At 73.6% G+C, this 23,619-nt stretch carries 22 protein-coding genes; 8 read left to right on the top strand and 14 right to left on the bottom strand.

The window, feature by feature from the left end:
* Positions 1-31 precede the first annotated feature (31 nt).
* Positions 32-802 carry an IclR family transcriptional regulator gene (locus tag ACN6LM_RS11465; protein WP_018104665.1) on the bottom strand — a complete coding sequence of 257 codons (771 nt, stop codon included), beginning with the start codon at positions 800-802 and terminating at the stop codon, positions 32-34.
* 169 nt (positions 803-971) lie between these two features.
* Between ACN6LM_RS11465 and ACN6LM_RS11460 the strand changes: the two genes are divergently transcribed.
* From ACN6LM_RS11460 to ACN6LM_RS11440, 5 genes are all read left to right on the top strand, one after another.
* Positions 972-2,492, top strand: coding sequence for an aldehyde dehydrogenase (NADP(+)) (locus ACN6LM_RS11460; RefSeq protein ID WP_445065217.1), 1,521 nt, complete (start codon positions 972-974; stop codon positions 2,490-2,492).
* Positions 2,489-3,094 carry a DUF1349 domain-containing protein gene (locus ACN6LM_RS11455; RefSeq protein WP_445065216.1) on the top strand — a complete coding sequence of 202 codons (606 nt, stop codon included), beginning with the start codon at positions 2,489-2,491 and terminating at the stop codon, positions 3,092-3,094. The genes ACN6LM_RS11460 and ACN6LM_RS11455 overlap by 4 nt, the downstream gene beginning before the upstream one ends.
* On the top strand, positions 2,991-3,632 hold the full coding sequence (locus tag ACN6LM_RS11450; protein WP_445065215.1) for a GNAT family N-acetyltransferase: 642 nt from the start codon (positions 2,991-2,993) through the stop codon (positions 3,630-3,632). The genes ACN6LM_RS11455 and ACN6LM_RS11450 overlap by 104 nt, the downstream gene beginning before the upstream one ends.
* 115 nt (positions 3,633-3,747) lie before the next feature.
* A complete protein-coding gene (locus ACN6LM_RS11445) occupies positions 3,748-4,467 on the top strand; it encodes a DsbA family oxidoreductase (protein ID WP_445065214.1) in 720 nt (239 codons plus the stop codon).
* A 122-nt stretch (positions 4,468-4,589) separates the two neighbouring features.
* Positions 4,590-5,651: an aminotransferase class V-fold PLP-dependent enzyme gene (locus ACN6LM_RS11440; RefSeq protein WP_445065213.1), complete on the top strand. Its 1,062-nt coding sequence runs from the start codon at positions 4,590-4,592 to the stop codon at positions 5,649-5,651.
* A gap of 9 nt (positions 5,652-5,660) precedes the next feature.
* On the opposite strand, the gene ACN6LM_RS11435 is transcribed toward ACN6LM_RS11440, so the two are convergent.
* The 6 genes from ACN6LM_RS11435 to ACN6LM_RS11410 all read right to left on the bottom strand — a co-directional run bounded on the left by ACN6LM_RS11435 (position 5,661) and on the right by ACN6LM_RS11410 (position 11,442).
* Positions 5,661-6,674 (bottom strand): VOC family protein, encoded by a 1,014-nt coding sequence (locus ACN6LM_RS11435; RefSeq protein WP_445065212.1) that lies wholly within the window; start codon positions 6,672-6,674, stop codon positions 5,661-5,663.
* A gap of 100 nt (positions 6,675-6,774) precedes the next feature.
* The gene (gene thpD, locus ACN6LM_RS11430) at positions 6,775-7,668 is read right to left on the bottom strand and encodes an ectoine hydroxylase (protein ID WP_445065211.1); all 894 of its coding nucleotides are present in this window, start codon (positions 7,666-7,668) and stop codon (positions 6,775-6,777) included.
* A gap of 4 nt (positions 7,669-7,672) precedes the next feature.
* On the bottom strand, positions 7,673-8,071 hold the full coding sequence (locus ACN6LM_RS11425) for an ectoine synthase (protein WP_164404377.1): 399 nt from the start codon (positions 8,069-8,071) through the stop codon (positions 7,673-7,675).
* Between the two features lie 61 nt (positions 8,072-8,132).
* On the bottom strand, positions 8,133-9,395 hold the full coding sequence (gene ectB / locus ACN6LM_RS11420) for a diaminobutyrate--2-oxoglutarate transaminase (RefSeq protein WP_445065210.1): 1,263 nt from the start codon (positions 9,393-9,395) through the stop codon (positions 8,133-8,135).
* 91 nt (positions 9,396-9,486) lie between these two features.
* Positions 9,487-9,951, bottom strand: a complete 465-nt coding sequence (gene ectA / locus ACN6LM_RS11415; protein ID WP_445065209.1) for a diaminobutyrate acetyltransferase — start codon at positions 9,949-9,951, stop codon at positions 9,487-9,489.
* Positions 9,952-10,335: 384 nt separating this feature from the next.
* A complete protein-coding gene (locus ACN6LM_RS11410; protein WP_445065208.1) occupies positions 10,336-11,442 on the bottom strand; it encodes a pyridoxal-phosphate-dependent aminotransferase family protein in 1,107 nt (368 codons plus the stop codon).
* A gap of 133 nt (positions 11,443-11,575) precedes the next feature.
* Here ACN6LM_RS11410 and ACN6LM_RS11405 point away from each other — a divergent pair, with 133 nt between their 5' ends.
* Both ACN6LM_RS11405 and ACN6LM_RS11400 read left to right on the top strand, forming a co-directional pair.
* Positions 11,576-12,676 carry an amidohydrolase family protein gene (locus ACN6LM_RS11405; RefSeq protein ID WP_445065207.1) on the top strand — a complete coding sequence of 367 codons (1,101 nt, stop codon included), beginning with the start codon at positions 11,576-11,578 and terminating at the stop codon, positions 12,674-12,676.
* A gap of 322 nt (positions 12,677-12,998) precedes the next feature.
* Positions 12,999-14,114, top strand: coding sequence for an SCO1860 family LAETG-anchored protein (locus tag ACN6LM_RS11400; RefSeq protein WP_445065206.1), 1,116 nt, complete (start codon positions 12,999-13,001; stop codon positions 14,112-14,114).
* Between the two features lie 459 nt (positions 14,115-14,573).
* Here the strand turns inward: ACN6LM_RS11400 and cobC are convergent, their stop codons facing one another.
* Together cobC and ACN6LM_RS11390 are read right to left on the bottom strand one after the other, a co-directional pair.
* The gene (gene cobC, locus ACN6LM_RS11395; RefSeq protein ID WP_445065205.1) at positions 14,574-15,668 is read right to left on the bottom strand and encodes an Rv2231c family pyridoxal phosphate-dependent protein CobC; all 1,095 of its coding nucleotides are present in this window, start codon (positions 15,666-15,668) and stop codon (positions 14,574-14,576) included.
* Positions 15,669-15,776: 108 nt separating this feature from the next.
* Positions 15,777-16,205 carry a cobalamin biosynthesis protein gene (locus ACN6LM_RS11390; RefSeq protein WP_445065204.1) on the bottom strand — a complete coding sequence of 143 codons (429 nt, stop codon included), beginning with the start codon at positions 16,203-16,205 and terminating at the stop codon, positions 15,777-15,779.
* Between the two features lie 6 nt (positions 16,206-16,211).
* Here ACN6LM_RS11390 and ACN6LM_RS11385 point away from each other — a divergent pair, with 6 nt between their 5' ends.
* Positions 16,212-16,934 (top strand): ZIP family metal transporter, encoded by a 723-nt coding sequence (locus ACN6LM_RS11385; RefSeq protein WP_445065203.1) that lies wholly within the window; start codon positions 16,212-16,214, stop codon positions 16,932-16,934.
* A gap of 14 nt (positions 16,935-16,948) precedes the next feature.
* Here ACN6LM_RS11385 and ACN6LM_RS11380 read toward each other — a convergent pair whose 3' ends face one another.
* Genes ACN6LM_RS11380 through ACN6LM_RS11360 form a run of 5 tightly spaced genes read right to left on the bottom strand, consistent with a single transcriptional unit; the run spans position 16,949 to position 23,589 of the window.
* On the bottom strand, positions 16,949-18,409 hold the full coding sequence (locus tag ACN6LM_RS11380; RefSeq protein WP_445065202.1) for a cobyrinate a,c-diamide synthase: 1,461 nt from the start codon (positions 18,407-18,409) through the stop codon (positions 16,949-16,951).
* A complete protein-coding gene (gene cobO, locus ACN6LM_RS11375) occupies positions 18,403-19,002 on the bottom strand; it encodes a cob(I)yrinic acid a,c-diamide adenosyltransferase (protein WP_164404387.1) in 600 nt (199 codons plus the stop codon). The genes ACN6LM_RS11380 and cobO overlap by 7 nt, the downstream gene beginning before the upstream one ends.
* Positions 19,002-21,038: a putative cobaltochelatase gene (locus tag ACN6LM_RS11370; protein WP_445065201.1), complete on the bottom strand. Its 2,037-nt coding sequence runs from the start codon at positions 21,036-21,038 to the stop codon at positions 19,002-19,004. The genes cobO and ACN6LM_RS11370 overlap by 1 nt, the downstream gene beginning before the upstream one ends.
* On the bottom strand, positions 21,035-22,588 hold the full coding sequence (locus ACN6LM_RS11365; RefSeq protein WP_445065200.1) for a cobyric acid synthase: 1,554 nt from the start codon (positions 22,586-22,588) through the stop codon (positions 21,035-21,037). The genes ACN6LM_RS11370 and ACN6LM_RS11365 overlap by 4 nt, the downstream gene beginning before the upstream one ends.
* Positions 22,585-23,589 (bottom strand): cobalamin biosynthesis protein, encoded by a 1,005-nt coding sequence (locus tag ACN6LM_RS11360; protein WP_445065199.1) that lies wholly within the window; start codon positions 23,587-23,589, stop codon positions 22,585-22,587. Before ACN6LM_RS11360 ends, ACN6LM_RS11365 begins: the two co-directional genes overlap by 4 nt.
* Positions 23,590-23,619: the final 30 nt, after the last annotated feature.

Here is a 23,619-nt window from a genome sequence, read left to right as displayed (position 1 = left end):
CTCCGCCGCACGGGGGAGGCGGACCGGGGTGTCAGAGCCTGCGGGTGGCGAGCGTCAGCCGGTCCCGCGCATCGAACAGCGCGTCCTTGACCATCTGCTCGTGCGCGGGCGTGAGCCGGGCGACCGGCACCGAGCAGCTGATGGCGTCCCGGGCCGGGGTGCGGTACGGGACGGCGACACCGAAGCAGCGCAGCCCCAGCGTGTTCTCCTCGCGGTCCACCGCGTACCCCTGCTCGCGGATCTGGTGCAGCTCCTCGATGAGCTTCTCGCGGTCGGTCAGGGTGTGCTCGGTGAGCGCGGGCAGCGTCTCGGGCAGCATCTTGCGGACCTGCTCGTCGCTGTAGGTGGCCAGCAGCGCCTTGCCGAGCGAGGTGGAGTGGGCGGGCAGCCGGCGGCCGACGCGGGTGAAGGGGCGCAGATAGTGCTGGGACTGGCGGGTGGCGAGGTAGACCACGTTGGTGCCGTCGAGCCGGGCCAGGTGGATGGTCTCCGTGGTGTCGTCGGAGAGCCGGTCGAGCGTGGGACGGGCCGCGGCGACGACCTCGTCGCCGTCGATGTACGAGGTGCCGACCAGCAGGGCCCGTACGCCGATCCCGTAGCGCGTGCCCGTCGCGTCGGTCTCCACCCAGCCCAGCTCGACCAGGGTGCGCAGCAGCATGTAGAGGCTGGACTTCGGGTAGCCGACGGCCTCCTGGACCGCGGCGAGCGAGTGCATGCCGGGCCGCCCCGCGAAGTACTCCAGCAGTTCGACCGTCCGTACCGCGGACTTGACCTGTGCCCCACCCGACTCGGGAACCGACATCGCCCTGTGCCCCTTTCACCCCGCCGACGAAACCCTGCGACTTCTTGCCAACACCGAACGCCCGGAAATAGAGTCGCTTCACATTCACGTTCAGGAACGCTGTTCAGAATACCGAACAGCTTATACCGGACGACTTCTGATGTGCGGCAGTGGAGCGGAAGGAAACACGGTGGCAGCAACACCAGTCTGGAGCGTCGACCCCCGCACCGGGAACCCGCGCGAGCAGGTTGCGGTGGAGGCCACAGCGGAGGAGGTCGACCGCGCGGTCCGCGCCGCTCACGCGGTACGCGACTCCCTCGCCGACCGCACCACGCGCGCCGCGTTCCTGCGCACGGCCGCCGAACTGCTCACCGAGGCCGGGGAGCACGTCATCGAGGCCGCCGACGCCGAGACGGCCCTCGGCCCGGCCCGGCTGACCGGCGAACTCGCGCGCACCGCAGCCCAGTTGCGGGCCTTCGCGGAGGTCGTCGACGAGGGCGCCTACCTCGACATCCACATCGACCACGCGGACGCCACCCGCACCCCGCCCTGGCCCGACCTGCGCCGCTACAAGATCCCGCTCGGCGTCGTCGCGGTCTACGCCGCCAGCAACTTCCCGCTGGCCTTCTCCGTCCCCGGCGGCGACACCGCCAGCGCCCTCGCGGCCGGCTGCCCCGTCGTCGTCAAGGCCCACCCGGACCACCCGGCGACCTCCGAGCTGTGCGCCTCGATCCTGCGCCGGGCCGCCGCGCGCACCGGTTTGCCCGAAGACGTCGTCACCCTCGTCCACGGCTTCGACGCCGGCGTCGCCCTCGTCCGCCACCCGCTCGTCGCCGCCGCCGGCTTCACCGGCTCGGTGCGCGGCGGGCGCGCCCTGTTCGACGCGGCCGCCGCCCGCCCCGCCCCCATCCCCTTCCACGGCGAGCTGGGCTCCCTCAACCCCGTCGTCGTCACCGAGGCCGCCGCCGCCGAGCGCGGCGAGGAGATCGGTTCGGGCCTGGCCGGTTCGATGACCATGGGCGCGGGCCAGTTCTGCACCAAGCCCGGATTCGTCCTGGTCCCCGAGGGCCAGGGCGGCGACCGCCTGCTCAAGGCGCTCACCGAGGCCGTCAGCGACACCGAGGCCGGCGTCCTGCTCGACCACCGCATGCGCGACGCCTTCCTCGCCGGGGTCACCGAGCGCACCGCGCTCCCCGGGGTCGAAGCCCCCGTCACCCCCGGCGCCGGCGGCGAGCACACCGTCGCGGCCGGCTTCCTGACCGTCCCGGCCCGCACACTCACCGCCGAGGGCCCGCACGACGCGCTCCTGGAGGAGTGCTTCGGCCCGGTCACCGTCGTCGCCCGGTACGCCTCCGAGGACGAGATCACCGCCGTCCTCACCCGGCTCCCCGGCAACCTCACCGCCACCCTCCACATCGCCACCGAGGAGGCCGGGGGCGCCGCCGCGGACCTCCTCGCCGCCCTCACCCCGCTCGCCGGGCGGGTCCTCGTCAACGGCTGGCCGACCGGCGTCGCCGTCGCCCCCGCCCAGCACCACGGCGGCCCCTACCCGGCCACCACCTCCACCTCCACCTCGGTCGGCGCCACCGCCATCGAGCGCTGGCTGCGCCCGGTCAGCTACCAGACCACCCCCGAAGCGCTCCTCCCGCCGGAGCTGCGCGACGCCAACCCGCTGGGCCTGCCCCGCCGCGTGAACGGAACCCCCGCGTGAACCTCCCCGAACTCCCCTTCGCGCTCCTGCCGTACGGCCCCGAGGGCGGCTGGACGTACGAGAACGGCGTGCTCACCGGCCGCGCCGGCGCCCGCCAAGACCGCTTCGTCCCGCCGGGCGGCGAGAGCCTGGAGCCGGCGAGTGACGCGCCCCGGCTCCTCGGCGCCGCCCCGGCGGGCGACTTCCAGCTCATCGCCCGGGTGAAGGTGGGCTTCGCCGCCGCCTTCGACGCGGGGGTGCTCTACCTCCACACCGGCGACCGGGAATGGGCCAAGCTCTGCCTGGAGCTGTCCCCGGAGCGCCCGACCGTCTGCACGGTGGTCACCCGGGGCCACTCGGACGACGTCAACTCCTCCGTGGTGGACGGCGACACCCACTGGCTGCGCCTGAGCCGTACGGGCCACGCCTTCGCGTTCCACGCCTCGGCCGACGGCGAGAAGTGGACTTTCGTCCGCGTCTTCACCCTCGGCACCCCGGAGCAGGCGGCCACCGCCTCCGTTGGCTTCCTCGCCCAGTCGCCCACGGGCGAGGGCTGCGAGGTGGCCTTCGACCGGATCGCCTTCCGGCCGGAGGGCCTGGCCGACCTCCGCGACGGCAGCTGACGGGCCGGGGCGGCGGAACCGGCGCCCCGGCCCGCACGTCCTTCCGACCATGATCCGTACAGCGAAGCGGGACGACCTCGACGCGATCGTCACCCTGCACACCGAGGCCAGGGCCACCTACTACAGCGGCCACCTCGCCGAGGAGGAGTACGCGGGCCCGGCCGAGGTGGGCCGGGCCCGGGACGGCTGGGCCCGCGCCGTGGACCGGGAGGACGCCACGGTGCTCGTCGCCGAGGAGGACGGCGCCCTCGTCGGCGTCGCCGCCCACTCCGTGCGCGACGGATGGACGTACCTCACCCAGCTCCACGTGTCCCCGGCCCACTGGCGCGAGGGGGTCGGCAGCGCCCTGCACCTCGCGTGCGTCGCCGACTGGCAGCGGCGCGGGGTGACGCGGGCCCGCCTGGAGGTCTTCGAGCCCAACAGGCGCGCCCAGGCGTTCTACTCCGCGTGCGGCTGGGTCCCCGACCCGGAAACCCCCCGGCACGGCGGCCATCTGGTGCTGCGCCTCGCGGTGACGCAAGCGCCCGGGAGAGGCTGAGCACATCGGCCGAGGGTCCGGGAATGGCACGGGCCCGCCACACGTTGGGGCGGGGAGCGGAGGGTGCCTCCGCGCCGCACAGCGGTCGTCGACGAGTCCGGAGAGAAGAAGAGTCATGCGCGTCGAGATCTGGAGCGACATCGCCTGCCCGTGGTGCTACATCGGCAAGGCACGCTTCGAGAAGGGCCTGGCGGGCTTCGCCCACCGCGACGACGTCGAGGTGGTGCACCGCTCCTTCGAGCTCGACCCCGGCCGGGCCAAGGGCGACACCGAGCAGGTCATCGACATGCTGGCGCAGAAGTACGGGCGCACGCCCGAAGAGGCCCGCTCGATGGAGGCCAACGTCGCGGCCAACGCCCAGGCCGAAGGACTCGGCTACCGCACCGAGGGCCGCGACCACGGCAGCACCTTCGACATCCACCGCCTGCTGCACCTGGCCAAGGCCCGCGGACGCCAGGACGAGCTGCTGACCCTCGCCTACCGGGCCAACTTCGCCGAGGACCGGTCCGTCTTCGACGACGCCGTCCTGCTGGACCTGGCCGCCGAGGCGGGACTCGACGCCGACGAGGCGCGCGCGGTGCTCGCCGACCCGGAGGCGTACGCCGACGAGGTGCGCGCCGACGAGAGGGTGGCGTCCGAGCTGGGCGCGAACGCGGTGCCGTTCTTCGTGTTCGACCGGCGCTACGGCATCTCCGGCGGCCAGCCCGCCGAGGTCTTCGCCCAGGCGCTGGAACAGGCGTGGAAGGACCGCCCGGTGACCGCCGCCGCCGACGCGGCTGCCTGCGACGCCGACGGGGCCTGCGAGGTCCCCGGAGCGGCAGCCCGGAACGCCTGACCCCGCCGCGCGGGCCGTCGCCGGCGGCCCGCGCCCCGGCGCCTGACGCATAAGCATCGCTTGGGGGTTGCCGTGAAATTTTGTCAATTGACCCCAGGTTGGCGAGGGCTCACGCTGAAGGCATGACGATCTCTCCGCTCAGCCGTGCCGTAGCCGCCGAGTTCGCGCCCGAGACCACCTACCTCAACACCTCCACCTGCGGGCTGCTGCCCCGCCGCACCGTCGACGCGGTGAAGGCCCTGGCCGAGGAGGGCGCCACCGGCCGCCGCGCGGGCTCGGGCGACTTCGAGGCGGTGGACCGGGCCCGGGAGGGCTTCGCCCGGCTCGCCGGTCTCGCGCCGGGCCGGGTCGCCGTCGGCAGCTCGGTCGTCGCCCACGTCGGGCTGATCGCGGCCTCCCTGCCGCCCGGGTCCGAAGTGCTGGCCCCGGAGGGTGAGTTCAGCTCGGTCGTCAGCCCCTTCGCGGTCCGCGGGGACCTCGACATGCGGTACGTGCCGCTGAACGGGCTGGCCGGAGCCGTACGCCCCTCCACCGCGCTCGTCGCCTTCTCCTCGGTGCAGTCGGCGGACGGCCGGCGCGCCGACCTGGACGCGGTCCGGGCCGCCGCGGCCGCCCACGGCGCCCGCACCCTGATGGACGCCACGCAGTCCGCCGGCTGGCTGCCGCTGGACGCCGGGGCCTACGACTACACGGTCACCGGCGGCTTCAAGTACCTGCTCTGCCCGCGCGGTACGTCCTTCCTCACCGTCACCGAGGAGGCGCAGGAGGACCTGAGGCCGGTCGACGCGGGCATGGCCGCGTCCGAGGACCCATGGGGCAGCGTGTACGGACCGGTCACCAAGCTGGCCTCCGACGCCCGCCGCTACGACGAGCCGCCCGTCTACCTCGCGTACCACGGCGCCGAGCACTCCCTCGCCCTGCTCCACGAGATCGGCGTCGACGCGCTCCACGAGCATGCCGTCGCGCTGGCCGGCCGCTTCCGCTCCGGCCTCGCGGCCCTCGGGCACACCGCCGTGGCGGCCGACACCGCCGTCGTCGCGGTGCCCGGGCTCGGCGACCGGGCAGCGGAGCTCCAGCGGGCCGGGGTGCTGGTCGCCGGCCGGGCCGGCAATCTGCGCGCGTCCTTCCACCTCTACAACACCGAGGCGGACGTGGACCGCGCGCTCGACGTACTCGCCTCCTAGGGCGTGTTCTCAGGCGTCCAGCGGGGCGCTGTGCCACCTCCACGACGTCGCGCGCTCCCGGCCGGGCAGTTCGGCGCGGCCGGTGGACCAGAGCAGCACGGTCCACCGGTCCTTGTCGTCAGGCGCCCCGGGGAAGAGCCGGGCCAGCGCGCGGTCGCACAGCTCGGCGGGCGGCTCCCAGGAGACGCCCAGGGCCGAGGCGATGTCGTGGGCGTGCACCAGGGTCTCCACGATCCCCATCGCCGCGAAGCCCTCCGGGTCGGAGACCCCGTAGCTGTGGAACGAGCGGGTGGCCGGGGAAGCCGTACGGACCATCGCGGCCAGCAGCGCGCCGCTCGCCTCCACGGTCTGGAGCAGTCCCGCCACACCCGCGTCCGGGTCCGCGAACACCGAGTTCCACGGGCCGCCCTCGCGCCGGGGGACGCCGTGGTAGGGCAGGTAGGTCTCCACCGACGGCGTACGCGGGCCGAGCTGGACGGCGTACGCGAACAGGTCGTCGCTCAGGTGCTCCGCGGTCTCCCAGCAGTCCCACGTCAGCGTCCCGGCCGGGACGCGCCAGTCGCCCTCCGCCGCGCCGGCGAGCGTGTCGACCGCCAGCCGGACCGCCCGCGTCACGTCGTCCGCGGTGACCGGCAGCCGCGTACCGGTGAGCGCCGCCCGTTCACCGGCGCCGCACTCCACGCAGAACTCGTTGCCCTCCGGGTCCGCCAGCGTCGCCCAGCCCCGTCCGTTCGGCCTGCGGTGGTCGGCGACCAGGGTGGCGCCGAGGGCCAGCAGGCGCTCGACCTCCTCGTCCCGGGTGCGGTCCTCGGGCCGGATGTCCAGGTGGACGCGGTTCTTGGTCTGCTTGCGGTCCGGCACGGTGACGAACAGGAGGGCGGCGCCCGGCGCTTCGAGCAGGGCCTCGGGGTCGCCGGGGCGGTCCTCGTCGGAGAGCGGGGCGCCGAGCACGGCCGCCCAGAAGGTGCCCAGGGTGTAGGCGTCGGCGCAGTCGATGGTGATGTGCTGTACGTGGGATGTCATGCCCACACTGTCGCCGCACGGTCCCGCTCCGGTCCACCGAGATACGCCGGGGAGGGTGGCACGGTCTTCCGTACCACCCTCCCCAAGGCCCTGCCGGGACCTACTTCACCGGGGTGAAGTCGCGCGCCCCGATGAACTCCGGGCGGCGGACCGGCGCCGCGAACGGTTCCTGCGCGGTGTTCTCCACGCTGTTGAACACGATGAACACGTTGCTGCGCGGGTACGGCGTGATGTTGTCGCCCGAGCCGTGCATGGCGTTGCAGTCGAACCAGGTCGCCGAACCGGGCTTGCCGGTGAAGAGCCGGATGCCGTGCCGGTCGGCCATCTTCGTCAGCGCCTCGTCGGACGGGGTGCCCGCGTCCTGCATCTGGAGCGACTTCTTGTAGTTGTCCTTCGGCGTCTCACCCGCGCAGCCGAGGAACGACTTGTGCGAGCCGGGCATGATCATCAGCCCGCCGTTGGTGTCGTGGTTCTCGGTCAGCGCGATGGACACGGACACCGTCCGCATGTTCGGCAGACCGTCCTCCGCGTGCCACGTCTCGAAGTCCGAGTGCCAGTAGAACCCCGAAGCCCCGAATCCGGGCTTGACGTTGATCCGCGACTGGTGGACGTAGACGTCCGAACCGAGGATCTGGCGGGCCCGGCCCACCACCCGCTCGTCGGCGACCAGCCGGCCGAAGACCTCGCTGATCCGGTGGACCTCGAAGACCGACCGCACGGACTGCGACGTGGGTTCGATGATGGAGCGCTCGTCGGCGCGGACGGCCGGGTCGGCGATCAGCCGTTCCAGCTCGGTGTGGTAGCCGGCCACCTCGTCCGGGGTGATCAGCTGGTCGACCGTCAGGAAGCCGTCGTGTTCGTAGCCCTGGAGCTCCCTGGCGGTGATGGGACCCGGGGTGCCCGGCGCGGACCAGATGACCGGGTCCTGGCGGGGAGTGGTCATCTCGGCGGCGCCGCGCGAGGGGTACAGGTCGGTGCGTACGTCGGTGGTCATGGGTTCAGCCCTCCTCGGTCAGCAGTGGGTAGACACCGTTCTCGTCGTGCTCCTCCCGTCCGGTGACCGGCGGGTTGAAGACGCAGACGCAGCGGAAGTCGGACTTGGGCCGCATCGTGTGGCGCTCGTGGCCGTCGAGCAGGTACATGGTGCCCGGCGTGATCCAGTGCTTCTCACCGGTCTCGTCGTTGGTGAGCTCGGCCTCGCCCTCGACGCAGAGGACCGCCTCGATGTGGTTCGCGTACCACATCGACGTCTCGGTACCCGCGTACATGGTGGTCTCGTGGAGCGAGAAGCCGACCTTCTCCTGGGCGAGCACGATGCGCTTGCTCTCCCAGGTCCCGGAGGCGGCCTTGATGTGCCGGTCGGTGTTCTCGACGTCGGCGAACGATCGGACGATCACGGTGGTTCGATGCCTTTCTCTCTACGGATCTCTCTGCGAGGTGAGGTGTGCGGTCCGGACCTCAGGCGGTCTCCCGGACGGCACGGGCCAGCGTGCGCAGGCCCTCGTCCAGCTCCTCGGGCGTGATGGTGAGCGGCGGCAGCAGCTTCACGACCTCGCTCTGCGGGCCGGAGGTCTCCAGGAGCAGCCCCAGCTGGAACGCGCGGGCGCAGACCGCGGAGGCGCGCGCCGGGTCCTCGAACTCCAGGCCCCAGACCAGACCGCGGCCCCGGAACCGGGCGCTCTCGTGCTCGCCGCAGATGGCCAGCATCGTCTGCTCGACCTGCTCGCCGCGGGCCAGCGTCTGCTTCTCCATCTGGCCGTCGGCCCAGTAGGCGTCCAGCGCGGCGGCGGCGGTGACGAAGGCCGGGTTGTTGCCGCGGAAGGTGCCGTTGTGCTCGCCCGGCTCCCAGACGTCCAGCTCCGGCTTGAACAGGCAGAGCGACATGGGCAGTCCGTAGCCGCTGATGGACTTCGACAGCGTCACGATGTCCGGCGTGATGCCGGCCTCTTCGAAGGAGAAGAAGCCGCCGGTACGGCCGCAGCCCATCTGGATGTCGTCGACGATCAGCAGCATGTCCCGGCGGTGGCACAGGTCCTGGAGCGCGCGCAGCCACTCGGCGCGGGCCACGTTGATGCCGCCCTCGCCCTGGACGGTCTCCACGATCACGGCGGCCGGGTGGTTGAGCCCGGAGCCCTGGTCCTCCAGGAGCCGCTCGAACCAGAGGAAGTCGGGGACCTGGCCGTCGAAGTAGTTGTCGAATGGCATCGGCGTGCCGTGCACCAGCGGGATGCCGGCACCGGCCCGCTTGAACGCGTTGCCGGTCACGGCCAGCGAGCCGAGCGACATGCCGTGGAAGGCGTTGGTGAAGGAGACGACGGACTCGCGGCCCTTGACCTTACGGGCCAGCTTCAGGGCCGACTCGACGGCGTTGGTGCCCGTCGGGCCGGGGAACATCACCTTGTACGGCAGGTCGCGGGGGCGCAGCACGACGTTCTGGAAGGTCTCCAGGAAGGCGCGTTTGGCGGTGGTCGCCATGTCGAGGCCGTGCGTGATGCCGTCGCGTTCGATGTAGTCGATCAGCGCGCGCTTGAGCACCGGGTTGTTGTGGCCGTAGTTGAGCGAGCCCGCGCCGGCGAAGAAGTCCAGGTAGGAGTGGCCGTCCTCGTCGGTCAGCCGGGCGCCCTGGGCGCGGTCGAACACGGCGGGCCAGCCGCGGCAGTAGCTCCGGACCTCGGACTCAAGGGTTTCGAAGACACTGAGGGCGGGCGGGGTGATGGTCACAGCGGGTCTCCTGCGTGAGGTGGTGTGACGGGCGGCGTTGAAGGAAGCTGCGGCGGGCCGGCGGGCCGGCGGCCCGGCGGGGGAAGTGCGCTCAGGCGTGGAACGGCCCGATGCGGTACAGCACTTCCGGCAGATGGGTGCCTTCGGGGAACAGTCCGCCGTCGAAGAGCACCTCGCGCTCCAGAGCCACGTCGTGGCGCCGCGCGTAGGAGGTGAAGAGGCGGTCCGACGCGGTGTTGTCGGGGGTGACGGTCGTCTCGACCGAGGCCAGGCCCTGTTCGGCGGCGACCCGCGCGGTCAGGGCGTCCAGCAGCTTCGCCGCCAGACCCGTACCGCGGTGGCCATGGTCGACGGCCACCTGCCAGACGACGAGCGTCTCGGGACGGTCCGGCCTGATGTACCCCGTCACGAAGGCGACCGGGGAGCCGGTCTCGTCACGGGCGACCACGGAGGTCGCCGCGAAGTCACGACACCACAGCAGGTAGCTGTACGAGGAGTTGAGGTCCAGGACCTCGGAGTCGCGGGCGATGCGCCAGATCGCGGCTCCGTCCTCCACTCGCGGCGTATCGATCGTAAGGAATTCGCTTCGGGCACTTGCAAAATCTGCTGGTGCGGCGGTCATGGCATTTGAATTTACCCAGCAAATTTCTAAATTGCATCGACGCAGGGGGTTGGGTGAGGCACCCGTCTGTGTTATCAGGCGGGTGCGCGCACCGGCGCGAGCCGCCTTCGTTTTCTGATGTTCTGTCCGGTATTTATCGGGCAAATTGCCGTCTGTGTGGAGTCGGTCACAAGGCCATAACTCTCTCCACACACAAGCGGAATGGACTTTGGGAACAGCTCGATAACTGGGGCGTTTAGCCTGGAGATAAGCGGGCATAAGAATGCGGGGAGCTGCTCGGATCCGAGCAGCTCCCCGCATTGTTTGTAAGACGTGTTTTTATGCGCTGGGCCAGGTTTCCGAAACGGCCTTCCGGGCAGCCTCCAGATCGACCTGCCGGCCGGTCCCGGCCAGCGCCGACCCCAGAGCCGCGAGCGAGGAGAGCACCGCGCCCCGCGTCGCATCCACCCCGTAGTGATTGACCCGGATCATCTCCTTGGCCAGCGCGCCCCCGCCCGCGATCAGTGGCAGCGAGGGCTCGCCCGCGAGCGCCCGCGCGACCAGCTCGGAGGCGTCCACGCCCTCGGGCGCGCGCAGCGTGGTCGCCACCGGCGCCGCGTCCCGCGCGTCGTGCACATACGGGGCCAGGCCGCCGCCCAGCGCCACCGCCCCGGCCCGGGTGGCCGCGGCGGCCGCCGCGTGACGGGCCATCAGCGCGTCCAGGCCCTCAGCCTCGATCCGCTCCACGCACGCTTCCAGGGCCAGCATCTCCAGCTGGGCCGGGGCGTGCAGCAGCGCCTTGCGGCCCCCGTCGATCCAGCGCTCCTTCCAGTCGAGGAGCGACAGGTAGGACCGGCGCGGCGCCCGCGGGTTGGCGGCGATCCGCTCCCAGGCCCGCGCGCTCACCGACACCGCCGAGACCCCGGCGGGCCCGCCCATCGCCTTCTGCGCCCCGACCACGCACAGGTCCACGCCCCAGGCGTCCGGCAGCAGCGGCTCGGCGCCCACCGAGGCGACCGCGTCCAGCATGAACAGCGCGCCGTGCGCCCGCACCACCTCGCCGATCTCCGCGACCGGGTTGGTGTTACCGGTCGCCGCCTCGGCGTGGACCAGGGAGACGAAGTCGATCTCCGGGTGCGCGGCCAGCGCCTCGGCGACCTGGTCCGCGGTGACCGCCGTGTGGAACGGCACCTCCAGGTCCACGACCTCGGCCCCGCAGTCGCGCAGCCAGTTCCCGAAGGTCTGCCCGTAGGGGCCGGTCACCACGTTCAGCGCCTTCGAACCGGGCCGGGCGCCGCCCCGGATACAGCCCTCCAGGGGCAGCAGTGCCTCGCCCTGCATGATGACGACGTCCTGCTCGGTGGCCAGCAGACCGGCCACCCGCCGCTCGATCGCCGCGAAGTGCGCGGCGGTCAGCGGAGCGAGGTCGAGGAAGGGGTGCGTCACGGCGGTGCTCTCTTCGGTTTCGGTCGGCGGGCTCCGGCCTGCTGACCGGGCGCCTCCGAGAGTACCCAGCACCGCTCGGGCGGGCCGGGACAGGGCATGCCGCACGCGGTGGGCCCCTCGTACAGTGCTGTGCATGAGTGATCACGAGGCATCGCAGGTGCTGCATGTGAAGGGGCGGGTGCTCGTCGGACCCGAGGAGGTCAGGGACGAGCTCTGGGCGGTCGGCGGCCGGATCACCTACGAGCGGCCGCCCGGCGCGGACGGTGCCGTCACCGTCACCGGCTGCGCCCTGCCCGGCCTGGTCGACGCCCACTGCCACGTCGGGCTCGACCACCACGGCGCCGTCGACGCCGCGACCAGCGAGAAGCAGGCCCTGGACGACCGGGAGGCCGGGGCGCTGCTGCTGCGCGACGCGGGTTCGCCCGCCGACACCCGGTGGATCGACGACCGTGAGGACCTGCCGAAGATCATCCGGGCCGGCCGGCACATCGCCCGGCCCCGCCGCTACACCCGCAACTACGCCTGGGAGGTCGAGCCCGACGAGCTCGTCGCCTACGTGGCCCAGGAGGCGCGCCGGGGCGACGGCTGGGTCAAGCTCGTGGGCGACTGGATCGACCGGGAGGTGGGCGACCTGACGGCGCTCTGGCCGCGCGAGGCGGTCGAGGCGGCCATCGCGGAGGCGCACCGGCTGGGCGCCCGGGTCACCGCGCACTGCTTCGCGGAGGACTCGCTGCGCGACCTGGTGGAGGCCGGGATCGACTGCGTCGAGCACGCCACGGGCCTCACCGAGGACACCATCCCGCTCTTCGCGGAGCGCGGTGTGGCGATCGTCCCCACGCTGGTCAACATCGCCACCTTCCCCTCGCTCGCGCAGAGCGGCGAGGCGAAGTTCCCGCGCTGGTCCGCCCATATGCGCCGGCTCCACGAACGCCGTTACGACACCGTGCGCGCCGCCTACGACGCCGGGGTGCCGGTCTTCGTCGGCACCGACGCGGGCGGGGTCCTGGCGCATGGCCTGGTGGCCGACGAGGTCGCGGAGCTGGTCAAGGCGGGCATCCCGGCCCTGGAGGCGTTGTCCGCGACGACCTGGGGGGCGAGGGCCTGGCTCGGCAGGCCGGGGCTGGAGGAGGGGGCACCGGCCGACCTCGTGGTGTACGACGAGGACCCGCGGGAGGACGTGCGGGTGCTGGCCGGACCGCGCCGGGTCGTCCTGAACGGGCGCGTGATCGGCTGACGCGCCGCGTTGACCAGCAGTGACCGAAGGGCGGCCCGCTCGTTGAACCCTCTCCGCGCCTGCGAGGAGGTGGCGTTACGGGCCGCCCTCGCGCGGTCCGAAACGGCCCGGTGCTCAGTGAAACGGGTGAACCCGAGGAACGCACGTGCCGGAATATTCGAATACAGACCCGGAAACCCCCCTTTGGAGTGAACTGGCCTCAGGTGTCCGCCAGTTCACCCTCTGTGCGTAAAGATTCACGGAGTCGAGGCCACCGGTGCCCGCGATGTCCCCCATTGGACGGCGCCGGTGGCTCCATGTCTCCTGTGGGGGTTCCACCATCTTGAACAGCAACACCTTCCGCCTCGCTGCCCTGGCGGTCGCCGCCGCTCCCGTCGCCCTTCTGGTCACGGTCCCGGCCCATGCCGCCCCCGCGACGCCCACCACGGCCGGCGGCGACGGAAAGGCGAGCGCGGTCGTGCTCCGCACCGCACTCGACGTCTCCCTCCTCAACAAGACGGTCGACGTGCCGTTGAAGGTCACGCTCAACGAGGTGCGGGCACCGCGCACCGCCGAGGAGACCGCGCTCAGCGTGCGGCTCGACGGGGTGGACCGCGGAAAGCCGTTCAGCGTCCTCAAGGCGGACGTGGCCACCGCGAAGGCCACCGCCGGCAAGCACCGGGCAGCCGGCTACAGCAACCTCGCCCAGGCGAAGGTCAGCCTCCCGGGCCTGTCGGTGTTCCCGCTGATCGAGGTGGAGAAGGTCACCTCGAAGGCGGTCTGCGAGGCGGGCAGCCGGCCGGTCGCCGAGTCCAACGTGCTCGGGCACGTGTCGGTGCTCGGCAAGCGCGTCACGCTCACGGCCGGGGGCACCACGCGGGTGACGGTGCCGCAGGTCGGCGAGGTGACGCTGGACCTGTCCAAGACGGAGACCACCTCGCGCACGGCCGCGGCGGTGGCCCTCCGGCTGAAGGTGTCGGTGAACCCGGGCAAGCTGAACGTCGCGGAGGTCAACGGCGAGGTCACGCTCGCGGAGGCGACCTGCGAAACCCCGAAGGGCCACGGCGGCCACACGGGCGGCGGTGACAACGGCGGCGGCCACAACGGGGGCAACGACAACGGCGGCAACGACAACGGCGGCGGCCACAACGGGGGCAACGACAACGGCGGCGCGACCGGGGGCGGTTCGACGGACGGCGGATCCGGGAACGGCGGCGCGACCGACGGCGGATCCGGGAACGGCGGCTCCACGGGCGGCGGCGACAAGGCCGGCTCGACCGGGGGTGGCGGCGACGTGAAGACCCAGACGGGCACGGACCAGGCGCCGACCGCCACCGACGCGGACTTGGCCGAGACGGGCAGCAGCTCCAGCACCCCGTACATCGCGGGCGGCGCGGCGCTGCTGCTGGCGGCCGGCGCGGGCGCCATGGTCCTGACCCGGCGCCGCGCCCGAGGCTGACGGCCCGAGGGGAGGAACCCCGGGGGAGGGGATGGTGAGCGGTGCTCCGAAGGGGAGCACCGCTCACCCTTTGGGGCACCGCTCACCGGCTGGAGCGCCGCTCACTCGTTGGAACCCGCCACGCTCATGAAACGGAGCGCCGCTCGTAGGTCAGAGCAGTGCTCGCCGTCACGGGCAGTGCTCACCGCCACGAGCAACGCTCACCGCCACGAGCAACGTTCAATATCAGGAGCGCCGCTCGCTCCTAGAAGCGGTGCTCCCCGCCAGCAGCGTCGCTCGCCCCCGGGGGGAAACGCCCACCCTCAGGAGTTCCGCTCACAGGCCAGAGCACCGCTCACAGCCCGGAACACCGCTCACCCCGCGAGCGCAGAGCACCGCTCACGGCCCGGAACGCCGCTCACCCCCGCGAGCGCCGCTCACCCCCGCGAGCACCCCCTACGGGCCTACCGCCCCACCGCCCTACGGCCCCGCCACCGTCAACGCCTGGAGCGCCAGGTCCAGTGCCTGGAGGAAGCGGTTGGTCGTCGTCCGGTCGCGTACCGCCAGCCGCAGCCAGCCGTCCCCGAGCCCCGGAAACGTATCTCCTCGCCGCGCCGCGAACCCCAGCATCCGCAGCCGCTCCCTTATCTCGGCGGCCCCGTCGAGGCGGATGAGCACGAACGGCCCCTCGGCCGGCTCCACCACCCGCACCTCCGAGAACTCCCGCAGCCCGGCCACCAGATGGGCCCGGTCCACCACGATCCGGTCCGCCGCACCGGCGGCCTCCGCCAGCGCCCGGGGTTCCACGCACGCCTCCGCCGCCGCCAGCGCGGGCGACGACACCGGCCACAGCGGCTGCGCGGCCTCCAGGGTGCGGATCGTATCCGGTGCGGCCGCCAGGTAACCGATGCGGAGCCCGGCGAGCCCCCAGGTCTTGGTGAGGCTGCGCAGGACGACGAGGCCGGGGACGTCCGTACGCCCGCACAGCGCCTCGCGTTCGCCCGGCACCGAGTCCATGAACGCCTCGTCCACCACCAGGGTCCGCCCGGGGCGCGCCAGGCGTTCGAGGACGGCGGCGGGATGGAGCACGGACGTCGGGTTGGTCGGGTTGCCGACGACCACCAGGTCGGCGTCGGCGGGCACGTCCGCCGGGTCGAGCCGGAAGTCGTCCTCGGCCCGCAGCAGCACCCGCCCCACCTCGTGCCCGGCCGCGCGCAGCGCCGCCTCCGGCTCGGTGAACTGAGGGTGCACCACGTAGGGCCGCCGGGCGGGCAGCGCACGGGCGATCAGGACGAACGCCTCCGCCGCGCCCGCCGTCAACAGCACGCGCTCGGGCGGCAGTTCGTGCCGCGCGGCAACGGCCTCGCGGGCCTCGCGGCCGTCCGGGTACGTGGCGAGCGTGCCCAGGGAGCCGGCTATGCGCTCCTTCAGCCAGGCCGGAGGGGTGCCGGCCCGTACGTTGACGGCGAGATCGGTCAGATCCCGGCCCCGTCCGCGTACTTCGGCGTCGCCGTGGTGACGCAGATCGTTGGTGCCCGTGCCTGTCGCGTCGGGACTCTCAGTGGGAGTGTGCATGACCGCCGTGGTGGGGGTGTGGTGTGGGGGTGTGCGCCGTGACCTGGGTGGACTCCGGCAGGATGACTATGCGCCCCGCACCCTGTTTCACGCAACGGTCCCGACGCTTCACGCAATGTTCCCGACGGGCCGGCGTGCGACCGCGCAGGTGGCCATCGACGGGCGCCCGTCGCGCGGCCGTGACGTCCTTTTGGGGACGAGGAGTTGGCCGCCCTCGGCGAGAGCGGCGGCCTCGGCCACCGAGGGGGTGCCGAGGGCGGCGAGCGCCGCGCCGGAGGGGTGCGGGACGGGGACCCGGGCGAGCACGTCCGCCGGGTACGCGCGCAGCGGGACGCCGAGCCGGACGGCGGCGGCCAGCAGCCCCGGCTCACCGGCCTTCGCCGTTACGGTGACCAACTCGGCGATCTCCGTGAGCCGCGCCTCCCGCAGCACCTCCAGAACGAGCCCGGCCACCTCGTCGGCGGAGACGCCCCGGGAGGCGCCGACCCCGACGACGAGCGCGCCGAGATGCGCGGAGCGGGGTCCATCGGCTAGCAAGAGGCCATGGCGGTGTTCGTCGCGCTCGGCGCGTTCCTGATGACCCTGGCGGGCGGCTGGGTCGCCCAGCGCGTCAGCGGCCGCTGCCGCCTGGTCCTCGGTCTGGCCGGCGGGCTGATGCTCGGCGTGGTCGGCCTGGACCTGCTGCCCGAGGCGGTGGAGGCGGCGGGCGGCCTGGTCTTCGGCGTCCCGGCGGCGCTGCTGCTGTTCGTCGGCGGGTTCCTCGTCGCCCACCTGGTCGAGCGGCTGCTCGCGGTGCGCCAGGCGGCACACGGGGCGGCCGAGGAGCGCGTCCCGCAGGTCGGACTGACGGCGGCGGCCGCGATGGTCGGCCACAGCCTGATGGACGGGGTGGCGCTCGGCGCGGCCTTCCAGGTCGGCGGCGGGATGGGGACGGCCGTCGCGCTCGCCGTGATCACGCACGACTTCGCGGACGGCTTCAACACGTACACGATCACCAGCCTGTACGGGAACGCCCGCCGCAGGGCCCTCACGATGCTCTTCGCGGACGCGGCGGCGCCCGTCGTCGGGGCGGCGACGACGCTGCTGTTCACCCTGCCGGAGGAACTGCTCGGCTGCTATCTCGGCTTCTTCGGCGGCGCGCTCCTCTACCTCGCCGCCGCCGAGATCCTGCCCGAGGCCCACCACGACCACCCGGCGCGCTCCACGCTGCTGTGCACGGTGGCCGGAGTGTGCTTCATCTGGCTGGTGGTGGGCCTCGCGCAGTGACCCCGCCCCGGCGTTCACCCCCGGCACCGCTCGACGAACCGTGCGGCGGTCCCGGGCGACGCGGCCCAGTGGGTGTGCAGATAACTCGCGTGTACGTTGCCCCGGACGAACCCCTCCACGCGCCGCTCGGGCCGGTGCATGCCCCAGGCGGGCTCGTCGCCCGCACCGGGCTCGATGACGGTCCGGTGGAACTCGTGCCCCCGCATCCGCGCCCCGGCGGGCGCCAGCACGTTGTCGGTGAGTGCCACGGCGTCCCGGTACCCGAGCGTCAGCCGCTTGGTCATCCGCGCGTCGGCGTCGAGCACCCCGCACATCGGCAGCCCGTCCAATGACCGCGCCAGATACAACAACCCGGCACACTCGGCGGCCACCGGCGCCCCCGACAGCGCCAACTCCGCCACGGCCTTCCGCAACGCTTCGTTGGCCGACAACTCGGGCGCGTACACCTCGGGGAACCCACCCCCGATGACGACTCCGCGAGTTCCCTCGGGCAACGCCTCGTCCCGCAGAGGATCAAAGGTCACGACGTCGGCCCCCGCGGCGGCGAGAAGCTCGGTGTTCTCCGCGTACGAAAACGTAAAGGCAGCCCCACCAGCCACAGCAACAACCGGTGCGCTTTTCAGCCCCTCCGCCCCGCTCAGCCCCTCCGCCCCGCTCAGCCCCTCCGGCGTTCGAGGCGCGGGGTCCGGGGCGGAGCCCCGGTCACGGGAAGGGGCGGGGAGGGGAACGCCCCCGCCGCCGGCACCCCCCGCCTCCCACACCGCCCCACCCGGCACCGCAGGTGCCGACCGCGCCAACGCCAGCAACCCGTCCAGATCGCACCCGGCGGCCACCTGCCCCGCCATCGCCGCGACAGCGGCCACCGCATCGGACCGCCGCTCGGCCACCGGCACCAGCCCCAGATGGCGCGACGGCACGGCAACCCCCTCCACCCGCCGCAGCACCCCCAGCACCGGCACCCCGGACTCCTCCAGCGCCTCCCGCAACAGCGCCTCGTGCCGGTCGGACCCCACCTTGTTCAGGATCACCCCGCCGATCCGCACCTCCGCGTCCCAGGACGCGAACCCGTGCACCAGCGCCGCCACCGACCGCGACTGCGAGGACGCGTCCACGACGAGCACCACCGGCGCCCGCAGCAGCTTCGCCACATGCGCCGTGGACGCCAGTTCGCCGAGCCCCGAGGCCCCGTCGTACAGCCCCATGACGCCCTCGACGACAGCCAGCCCGCACCCCCGCGCGCCGTGCGCGAACAGCGGGGCGATCAACTCGGGCCCGCACATGTACGCGTCGAGGTTGCGTCCGGGGCGCCCCGTCGCGAGCGTGTGGAAGCCGGGGTCGATGTAGTCGGGGCCCACCTTGTGCCCGGACACGGCGAGCCCGCGCGCGGCGAACGCGGCCATCAGCCCCGTGGCGACGGTGGTCTTGCCGCTCCCGGACGAGGGCGCGGCGACGACCAGGCGGGGGACGCTCACCACTCGATGCCCCTCTGGCCCTTCTGCCCGGCGTCCATCGGGTGCTTGACCTTCGACATGTCCGTGACCAGATCCGCCGCCTCCAGGAGCGCGGCGGGCGCGTTGCGGCCGGTGATCACCACGTGCTGCGTACCGGGGCGGTCGCGCAGTACCGAGACGACCTCGTCGGTGTCGATCCACCCCCAGTGCAGCGGATAGGCGAACTCGTCCAGCACGTACAGCCGGTACGTCTCGGCGGCCAGGTCGCGCTTGACCTGCTCCCAGCCCTCGCGGGCCTTCGCCTCGTTGTCCGTCTGGTCGTCGCGCTGGACCCAGGACCAGCCCTCGCCCATCTTGTGCCAGGCGACGGAACCGCCCTCGCCGCTCGCGCCGAGGACCTTCAGCGCGTTCTCCTCGCCGACCTTCCACTTCGCCGACTTGACGAACTGGAAGACCCCGATGGGCCACCCCTGGTTCCAGGCGCGCAGCGCGAGCCCGAAGGCCGCGGTCGACTTCCCCTTGCCGATGCCCGTGTGCACCATCAGCAGCGGCCGGTTGCGCCGCTGGCGGGTGGTGAGTCCGTCGTCCGGCACGCTCTCCGGCTGTCCCTGCGGCATTACGCGACCCTCCTGTCGGTGTGCCCGGGGCCCGCGCCCCGGACGTCCTTGACCAGCCCGGCGATCGACTCGGCGCGCAGCTCGTCCAGCGTGACGGCGGTGCCGCCCAGGTCGGCGGCGAGGGCCGCCGCGAGTCCCAGCCGCACCGGTCCCGTCTCGCAGTCCACGACGACCGACGCCGTGCCCTCGGCCGCGTGCAGCCGGGCGGCCCGCGCGGCCAGCGCCACCGGGTCCGGCCCGCCGGTCGCCCGCCCGTCCGTGATCACGACCAGCAGCGCCCGGCGGGACGGGTCGCGCAGCCGCTCCACCCGCAGCACGTCGTGCGCCTTCAGCAGCCCGGCGGCCACCGGGGTGCGCCCGCCCGTCGGCAGCGACTCCAACCGGGCCGCCGCCGCGTCCACCGACGAGGTCGGCGGCAGCGCCACCTCCGCGCCCCGGCCCCGGAAGGTGACGAGACCGACCTTGTCGCGCCGCTGGTAGGCGTCCATCAGCAGGGACAGCACCGCGCCCTTCACGGCGCCCATGCGCTGCCGGGCGGCCATCGACCCGGAGGCGTCCACGACGAACAGCACGAGGTTGCCCTCGCGCCCCTCCCGCGTCGCCTGCCGCAGATCGTCCCGCCGCACCACGAGCCCCCGCCCGGACCGGCCCCGCGCCCGCTGGTGCGGGGCGGCGGCCAGGACCGTCGCGGCCAGGTGCAGCTTGGTCAGCGCGCCCTCGGGCCGCCGCGCACCCGTCGTCCGGCCGTGCTCGGTGCGCGCCCGGGACCGCCGCCCCGCCGCGCCCTCGCCGAGACCGGGCACGCTGAGCATCTTCGTACGGAACGGCTCACCGGCCCGTACGGGCTGCTGCTCACCGCCCTGCCCGGGCACGGGCGCCCCCGGCTCCGGCTGCCCGGGCGTGTCGTCCGCCCCGTCGGCGGGCGCGGGCGGAGTGCCGGGCCCGTCCCCCTGCGGCGGAAGGCCGCCGCCACCGCCACCGTCACCGCCGCCACCAGGCCCGTCCGGCTCCGGCTCGTCGTCCCCGCCGCCGTTCCGCTCCAGCGTGTCGTCCAGCTTGTCCTCGTCGAGCCCCGGCGCGTCGAAGGGGTTCCGCCGGCGCCGGTGGGGGAGCGCGAGCAGCGCCGCCTGCCGGACGTCCTCGGCGAGCACGTCGGTGCGCCCCGCCCACGCGGCCAGCGCGGTCGCGGTCCTGGCCATGACGATGTCCGCGCGCATCCCGTCTACCTCGAAGGCCGCGCAGGTCGCCGCGATCTGCCGCAACGCCTTGTCGCCGAGAACCACTTCGGGCAGCAGCGCCCGCGCCGCCGTGATCCGGTCCCGCAACTCCGCTTCCTCACCGGCCCAGCGCGCCGCGAAGCCCGCCGGATCGTCGTCGTGGGCGAGCCGCCGCCGCACCACCTCCACCCGCTGGTCCGTCTCCCGGGACGCCGCGACCTCGACGGTCAGCCCGAACCGGTCGAGGAGCTGGGGGCGCAATTCGCCTTCCTCGGGGTTCATGGTCCCGACGAGCAGGAAGCGCGCCGCATGCCGTACGGAGACGCCCTCCCGCTCCACGTACGAGGCACCCATGGCCGCCGCGTCCAGCAGCAGGTCCACCAGATGGTCGTGGAGCAGGTTGACCTCGTCCACGTACAGGATTCCGCGGTGCGCGTCCGCGAGCAGCCCCGGTTCGAAGGCCTTTACGCCCTCCGCGAGGGCCCGTTCGATGTCGAGCGCCCCGACGAGCCGGTCCTCGGAGGCGCCGACCGGCAGCTCCACGGTCCGCGCCGCCCGCGACACGCCGGAGGCGTCCTCGTGCGGGCCGTCCGGACACGCCGGGTCGGGCGCGGCGGGGTCGCAGGAGAAACGGCACCCCGGCACGACGGGGACCTCCGGCATCAGCGCGGCAAGGGCGCGTACGGCGGTCGACTTGGCGGTGCCCTTCTCGCCACGGACCAGGACCCCGCCCACGGCCGGGCTGACCGCGTTGAGCAGCAGCCCGAGCCGCAGGTCGTCCTGGCCGACGATGGCGGTGAAGGGGTAGGGCGTACTCACAGGGCCTCCTTGACGGGGATGGCGGGCGCTCCCGGCGGGATGAAAGGCAGTCCGGACGGCGCGCCCGACTCGATGAGCCGCCACAGCGCGTCGGTGTCCGCGTGTTCCTCGATCAGGTCGCCGAGACGGTCGAGCTGTTCCTCGCGCAGTGCGGCGAAGCAGGTGCCGGGAGCGGGCACGAAGCGGCGGCCGGTGAGCCGGGCGACCTCGGCCAGGAACCGCCGGCGGAAGCCGTCGCTCTCCAGCGAGCCGTGCCAGTGGGTGCCCCAGACGGCCCCGGACCGGCAGCCGTCCAGCGGGGTGCCCCGGCCGTCCGTCAGGAACGGTTCGCCGCCGCGCACATCGGCGACGCCGTGATGGATCTCGTACCCCTCGACGGGCTCACCGAGCGCCTCGCCGGACGGCCGGGCGAGCGTCTTCTCGCGGTCGAAGCGGACGCGCACGGGCAGCAGGCCGAGCGCGTCGACCCGCCCGGCGCGCGACTCGACCTCGTCCTCGATGTGCTCGCCGAGGATCTGGTAGCCGCCGCAGATCCCGAGCACCGGCCGGCCCTCGGCGGCGCGCCGCCGCAGCGCGTCGGCGAGCCCGCGTTCGCGCAGCCAGGCGAGCGCCTTCACGGTGCCCCGGGTGCCCGGCACGATGACCAGGTCGGCGTCGGCCAGCTCCTCGGCCCGGTCCACGAAACGGACGACGACACCGGGTTCGGCGGCGAGCGCGTCCACATCGGTGAAGTTCGACATCAGCGGGATCGCGCACACGGCGACGCGCAGGACGTCCTCGCCGTGCGGCGGGGCGACCGCCGACTCGCGTACGGTGCCGCGCAGCGACACCCGCAGGCCGTCCTCCTCGTCGATGCCGAGCCCGTGCGCGAAGGGCAGCACCCCGTACGTGGGCCGGCCCGTCAGGTCGCGCAGCATGTCCAGGCCCGGCTCCAGCAGCGAGACGTCGCCCCGGAACTTGTTGACCAGGTACCCCGCGATCAGCTCCTGGTCCTCGGGTGCGAGCAGCGCGGTCGTGCCGAAGAACGAGGCGAAGACCCCGCCCCGGTCGATGTCCCCGACCACGACGACCGGGAAGCGCGCGGCCCGGGCGATGCCCATGTTCACGATGTCCGTGCGGCGCAGGTTGATCTCGGCGGGCGACCCCGCGCCCTCGCAGATCACCGCGTCGTACGTGCTCCGCAGCTGCTCCAGGCAGTCCGTGACGGTGGACAGCAGCCGTTCCTGCCGCCCGCCGTGGTAGCCGCGCGCGCTCATCTCGCCGACCGCCCGCCCCATCAGGACGACCTGGCTGGAACGGTCGCCGCCCGGCTTCAGCAGCACCGGGTTCATCAGGGCGGTCGGCTCGACGCGGGCGGCCTGGGCCTGCATCGCCTGGGCCCGGCCGATCTCGGCGCCCTCCCGGGTGACGAAGGAGTTCAGCGACATGTTCTGCGCCTTGAACGGGGCGACCTTCACGCCCCGGCGTACCAGCCAGCGGCAGATGCCCGCCGTGACGACGCTCTTGCCCGCGTCCGACGTGGTCCCGGCGACCAGCAGTCCGCCGCTCATATCGCTCTCCGTCCAGAGTTACGAGGTCCTTGAGGTCTCCCGGCCCGTCCCGCGATCCGGCGCGCCACCGCTCCCGCGCCCAGCCGGGCGGCCACGCCGACTCCGAGGGCGAGCACGCCCACCCGGCGCGAGAGCCGCACGGCGCGCTCGATGTCCCCGGTCTCCACGGCACGGCCCGCCTCCCCGTTGAGTACGGGCCGGTGCTCGACGCGCCCCCCGTACGCGAGGGTCCCGCCCAGCCGTACGCCGAGCGCCCCGGCGAACGCGGCCTCCACGGGCCCCGCGTTGGGGCTCGGGTGCTTCGCGGCGTCGGCCCGCCAGGCCCGCACCGCCTCCCGGGGGCGGCCGCCGGAGGCCACGGCGAGCAGGGCGGTGAGCCGGGCGCCGGGCCAGCCCGCGAGGTCGTCCAGCCGGGCGGATGCCCAGCCGTACCGCAGGTAGCGGGGCGACTTGTGGCCGACCATCGCGTCGAGCGTGTTGGCGGCGCGGAAGCCGACGAGCCCGGGGACACCGGCGAGGGCGCCCCAGACGAGGGCGCCGACCACGGCGTCCGAGGTGTTCTCGGCGACGGACTCCACGACGGCGCGCGCGATCCCGGGGCCGTCCAGCGCCTGCGGGTCGCGCCCGCACAGGTGCGGCAGCCGCTCCCGGGCCGCGTCGATGTCGCCCGCGGCGAGCGCCCCGCCGATGGTCCGGGCCTCCCGCCCCAGCGACGTACCGCCGACGACGGACCAGGTGGCGGCGGCGGTCAGGGCCACGGAGGCGACGGGGCGGCGGCGCAGGGCGCGGGCGGCGAGCGCGGCGCTCCCGGCGGCGCCCCCGGCGCAGACCAGGGTGTGCAGGGCGCCCCGGCCGCGATGGTCGCGCCAGAGCCGGTCCTCGACGGCCGCGGCGGCCCGCCCGAAGGCGGCGACCGGGTGCCCCCTGCGGGGGTCACCGAGCAGCAGGTCGGCGATCAGGCCGGCGGTGGCGCCGTACGCGTAGATGCGATCGGCACGCACGGTTCAGCCGACCGCACCCGAGGCTGCCGA

This window comes from Streptomyces sp. SAS_281 (assembly GCF_052542855.1).
This window is presented reverse-complemented; position numbering and strand designations above follow the sequence as displayed.

Coding starts and splice junctions, on each gene's coding strand:
- ACN6LM_RS11465 (WP_018104665.1), bottom strand. CDS start 802: ATGTCGGTTCCCGAGTCGGGTGGGGCACAGGTCAAGTCCGCGGTACGG.
- ACN6LM_RS11445 (WP_445065214.1), top strand. CDS start 3,748: ATGCGCGTCGAGATCTGGAGCGACATCGCCTGCCCGTGGTGCTACATC.
- ACN6LM_RS11440 (WP_445065213.1), top strand. CDS start 4,590: ATGACGATCTCTCCGCTCAGCCGTGCCGTAGCCGCCGAGTTCGCGCCC.
- ACN6LM_RS11435 (WP_445065212.1), bottom strand. CDS start 6,674: ATGACATCCCACGTACAGCACATCACCATCGACTGCGCCGACGCCTAC.
- thpD (WP_445065211.1), bottom strand. CDS start 7,668: ATGACCACCGACGTACGCACCGACCTGTACCCCTCGCGCGGCGCCGCC.
- ACN6LM_RS11405 (WP_445065207.1), top strand. CDS start 11,576: ATGAGTGATCACGAGGCATCGCAGGTGCTGCATGTGAAGGGGCGGGTG.
- cobC (WP_445065205.1), bottom strand. CDS start 15,668: ATGCACACTCCCACTGAGAGTCCCGACGCGACAGGCACGGGCACCAAC.
- ACN6LM_RS11385 (WP_445065203.1), top strand. CDS start 16,212: ATGGCGGTGTTCGTCGCGCTCGGCGCGTTCCTGATGACCCTGGCGGGC.
- cobO (WP_164404387.1), bottom strand. CDS start 19,002: ATGCCGCAGGGACAGCCGGAGAGCGTGCCGGACGACGGACTCACCACC.
- ACN6LM_RS11365 (WP_445065200.1), bottom strand. CDS start 22,588: ATGAGCGGCGGACTGCTGGTCGCCGGGACCACGTCGGACGCGGGCAAG.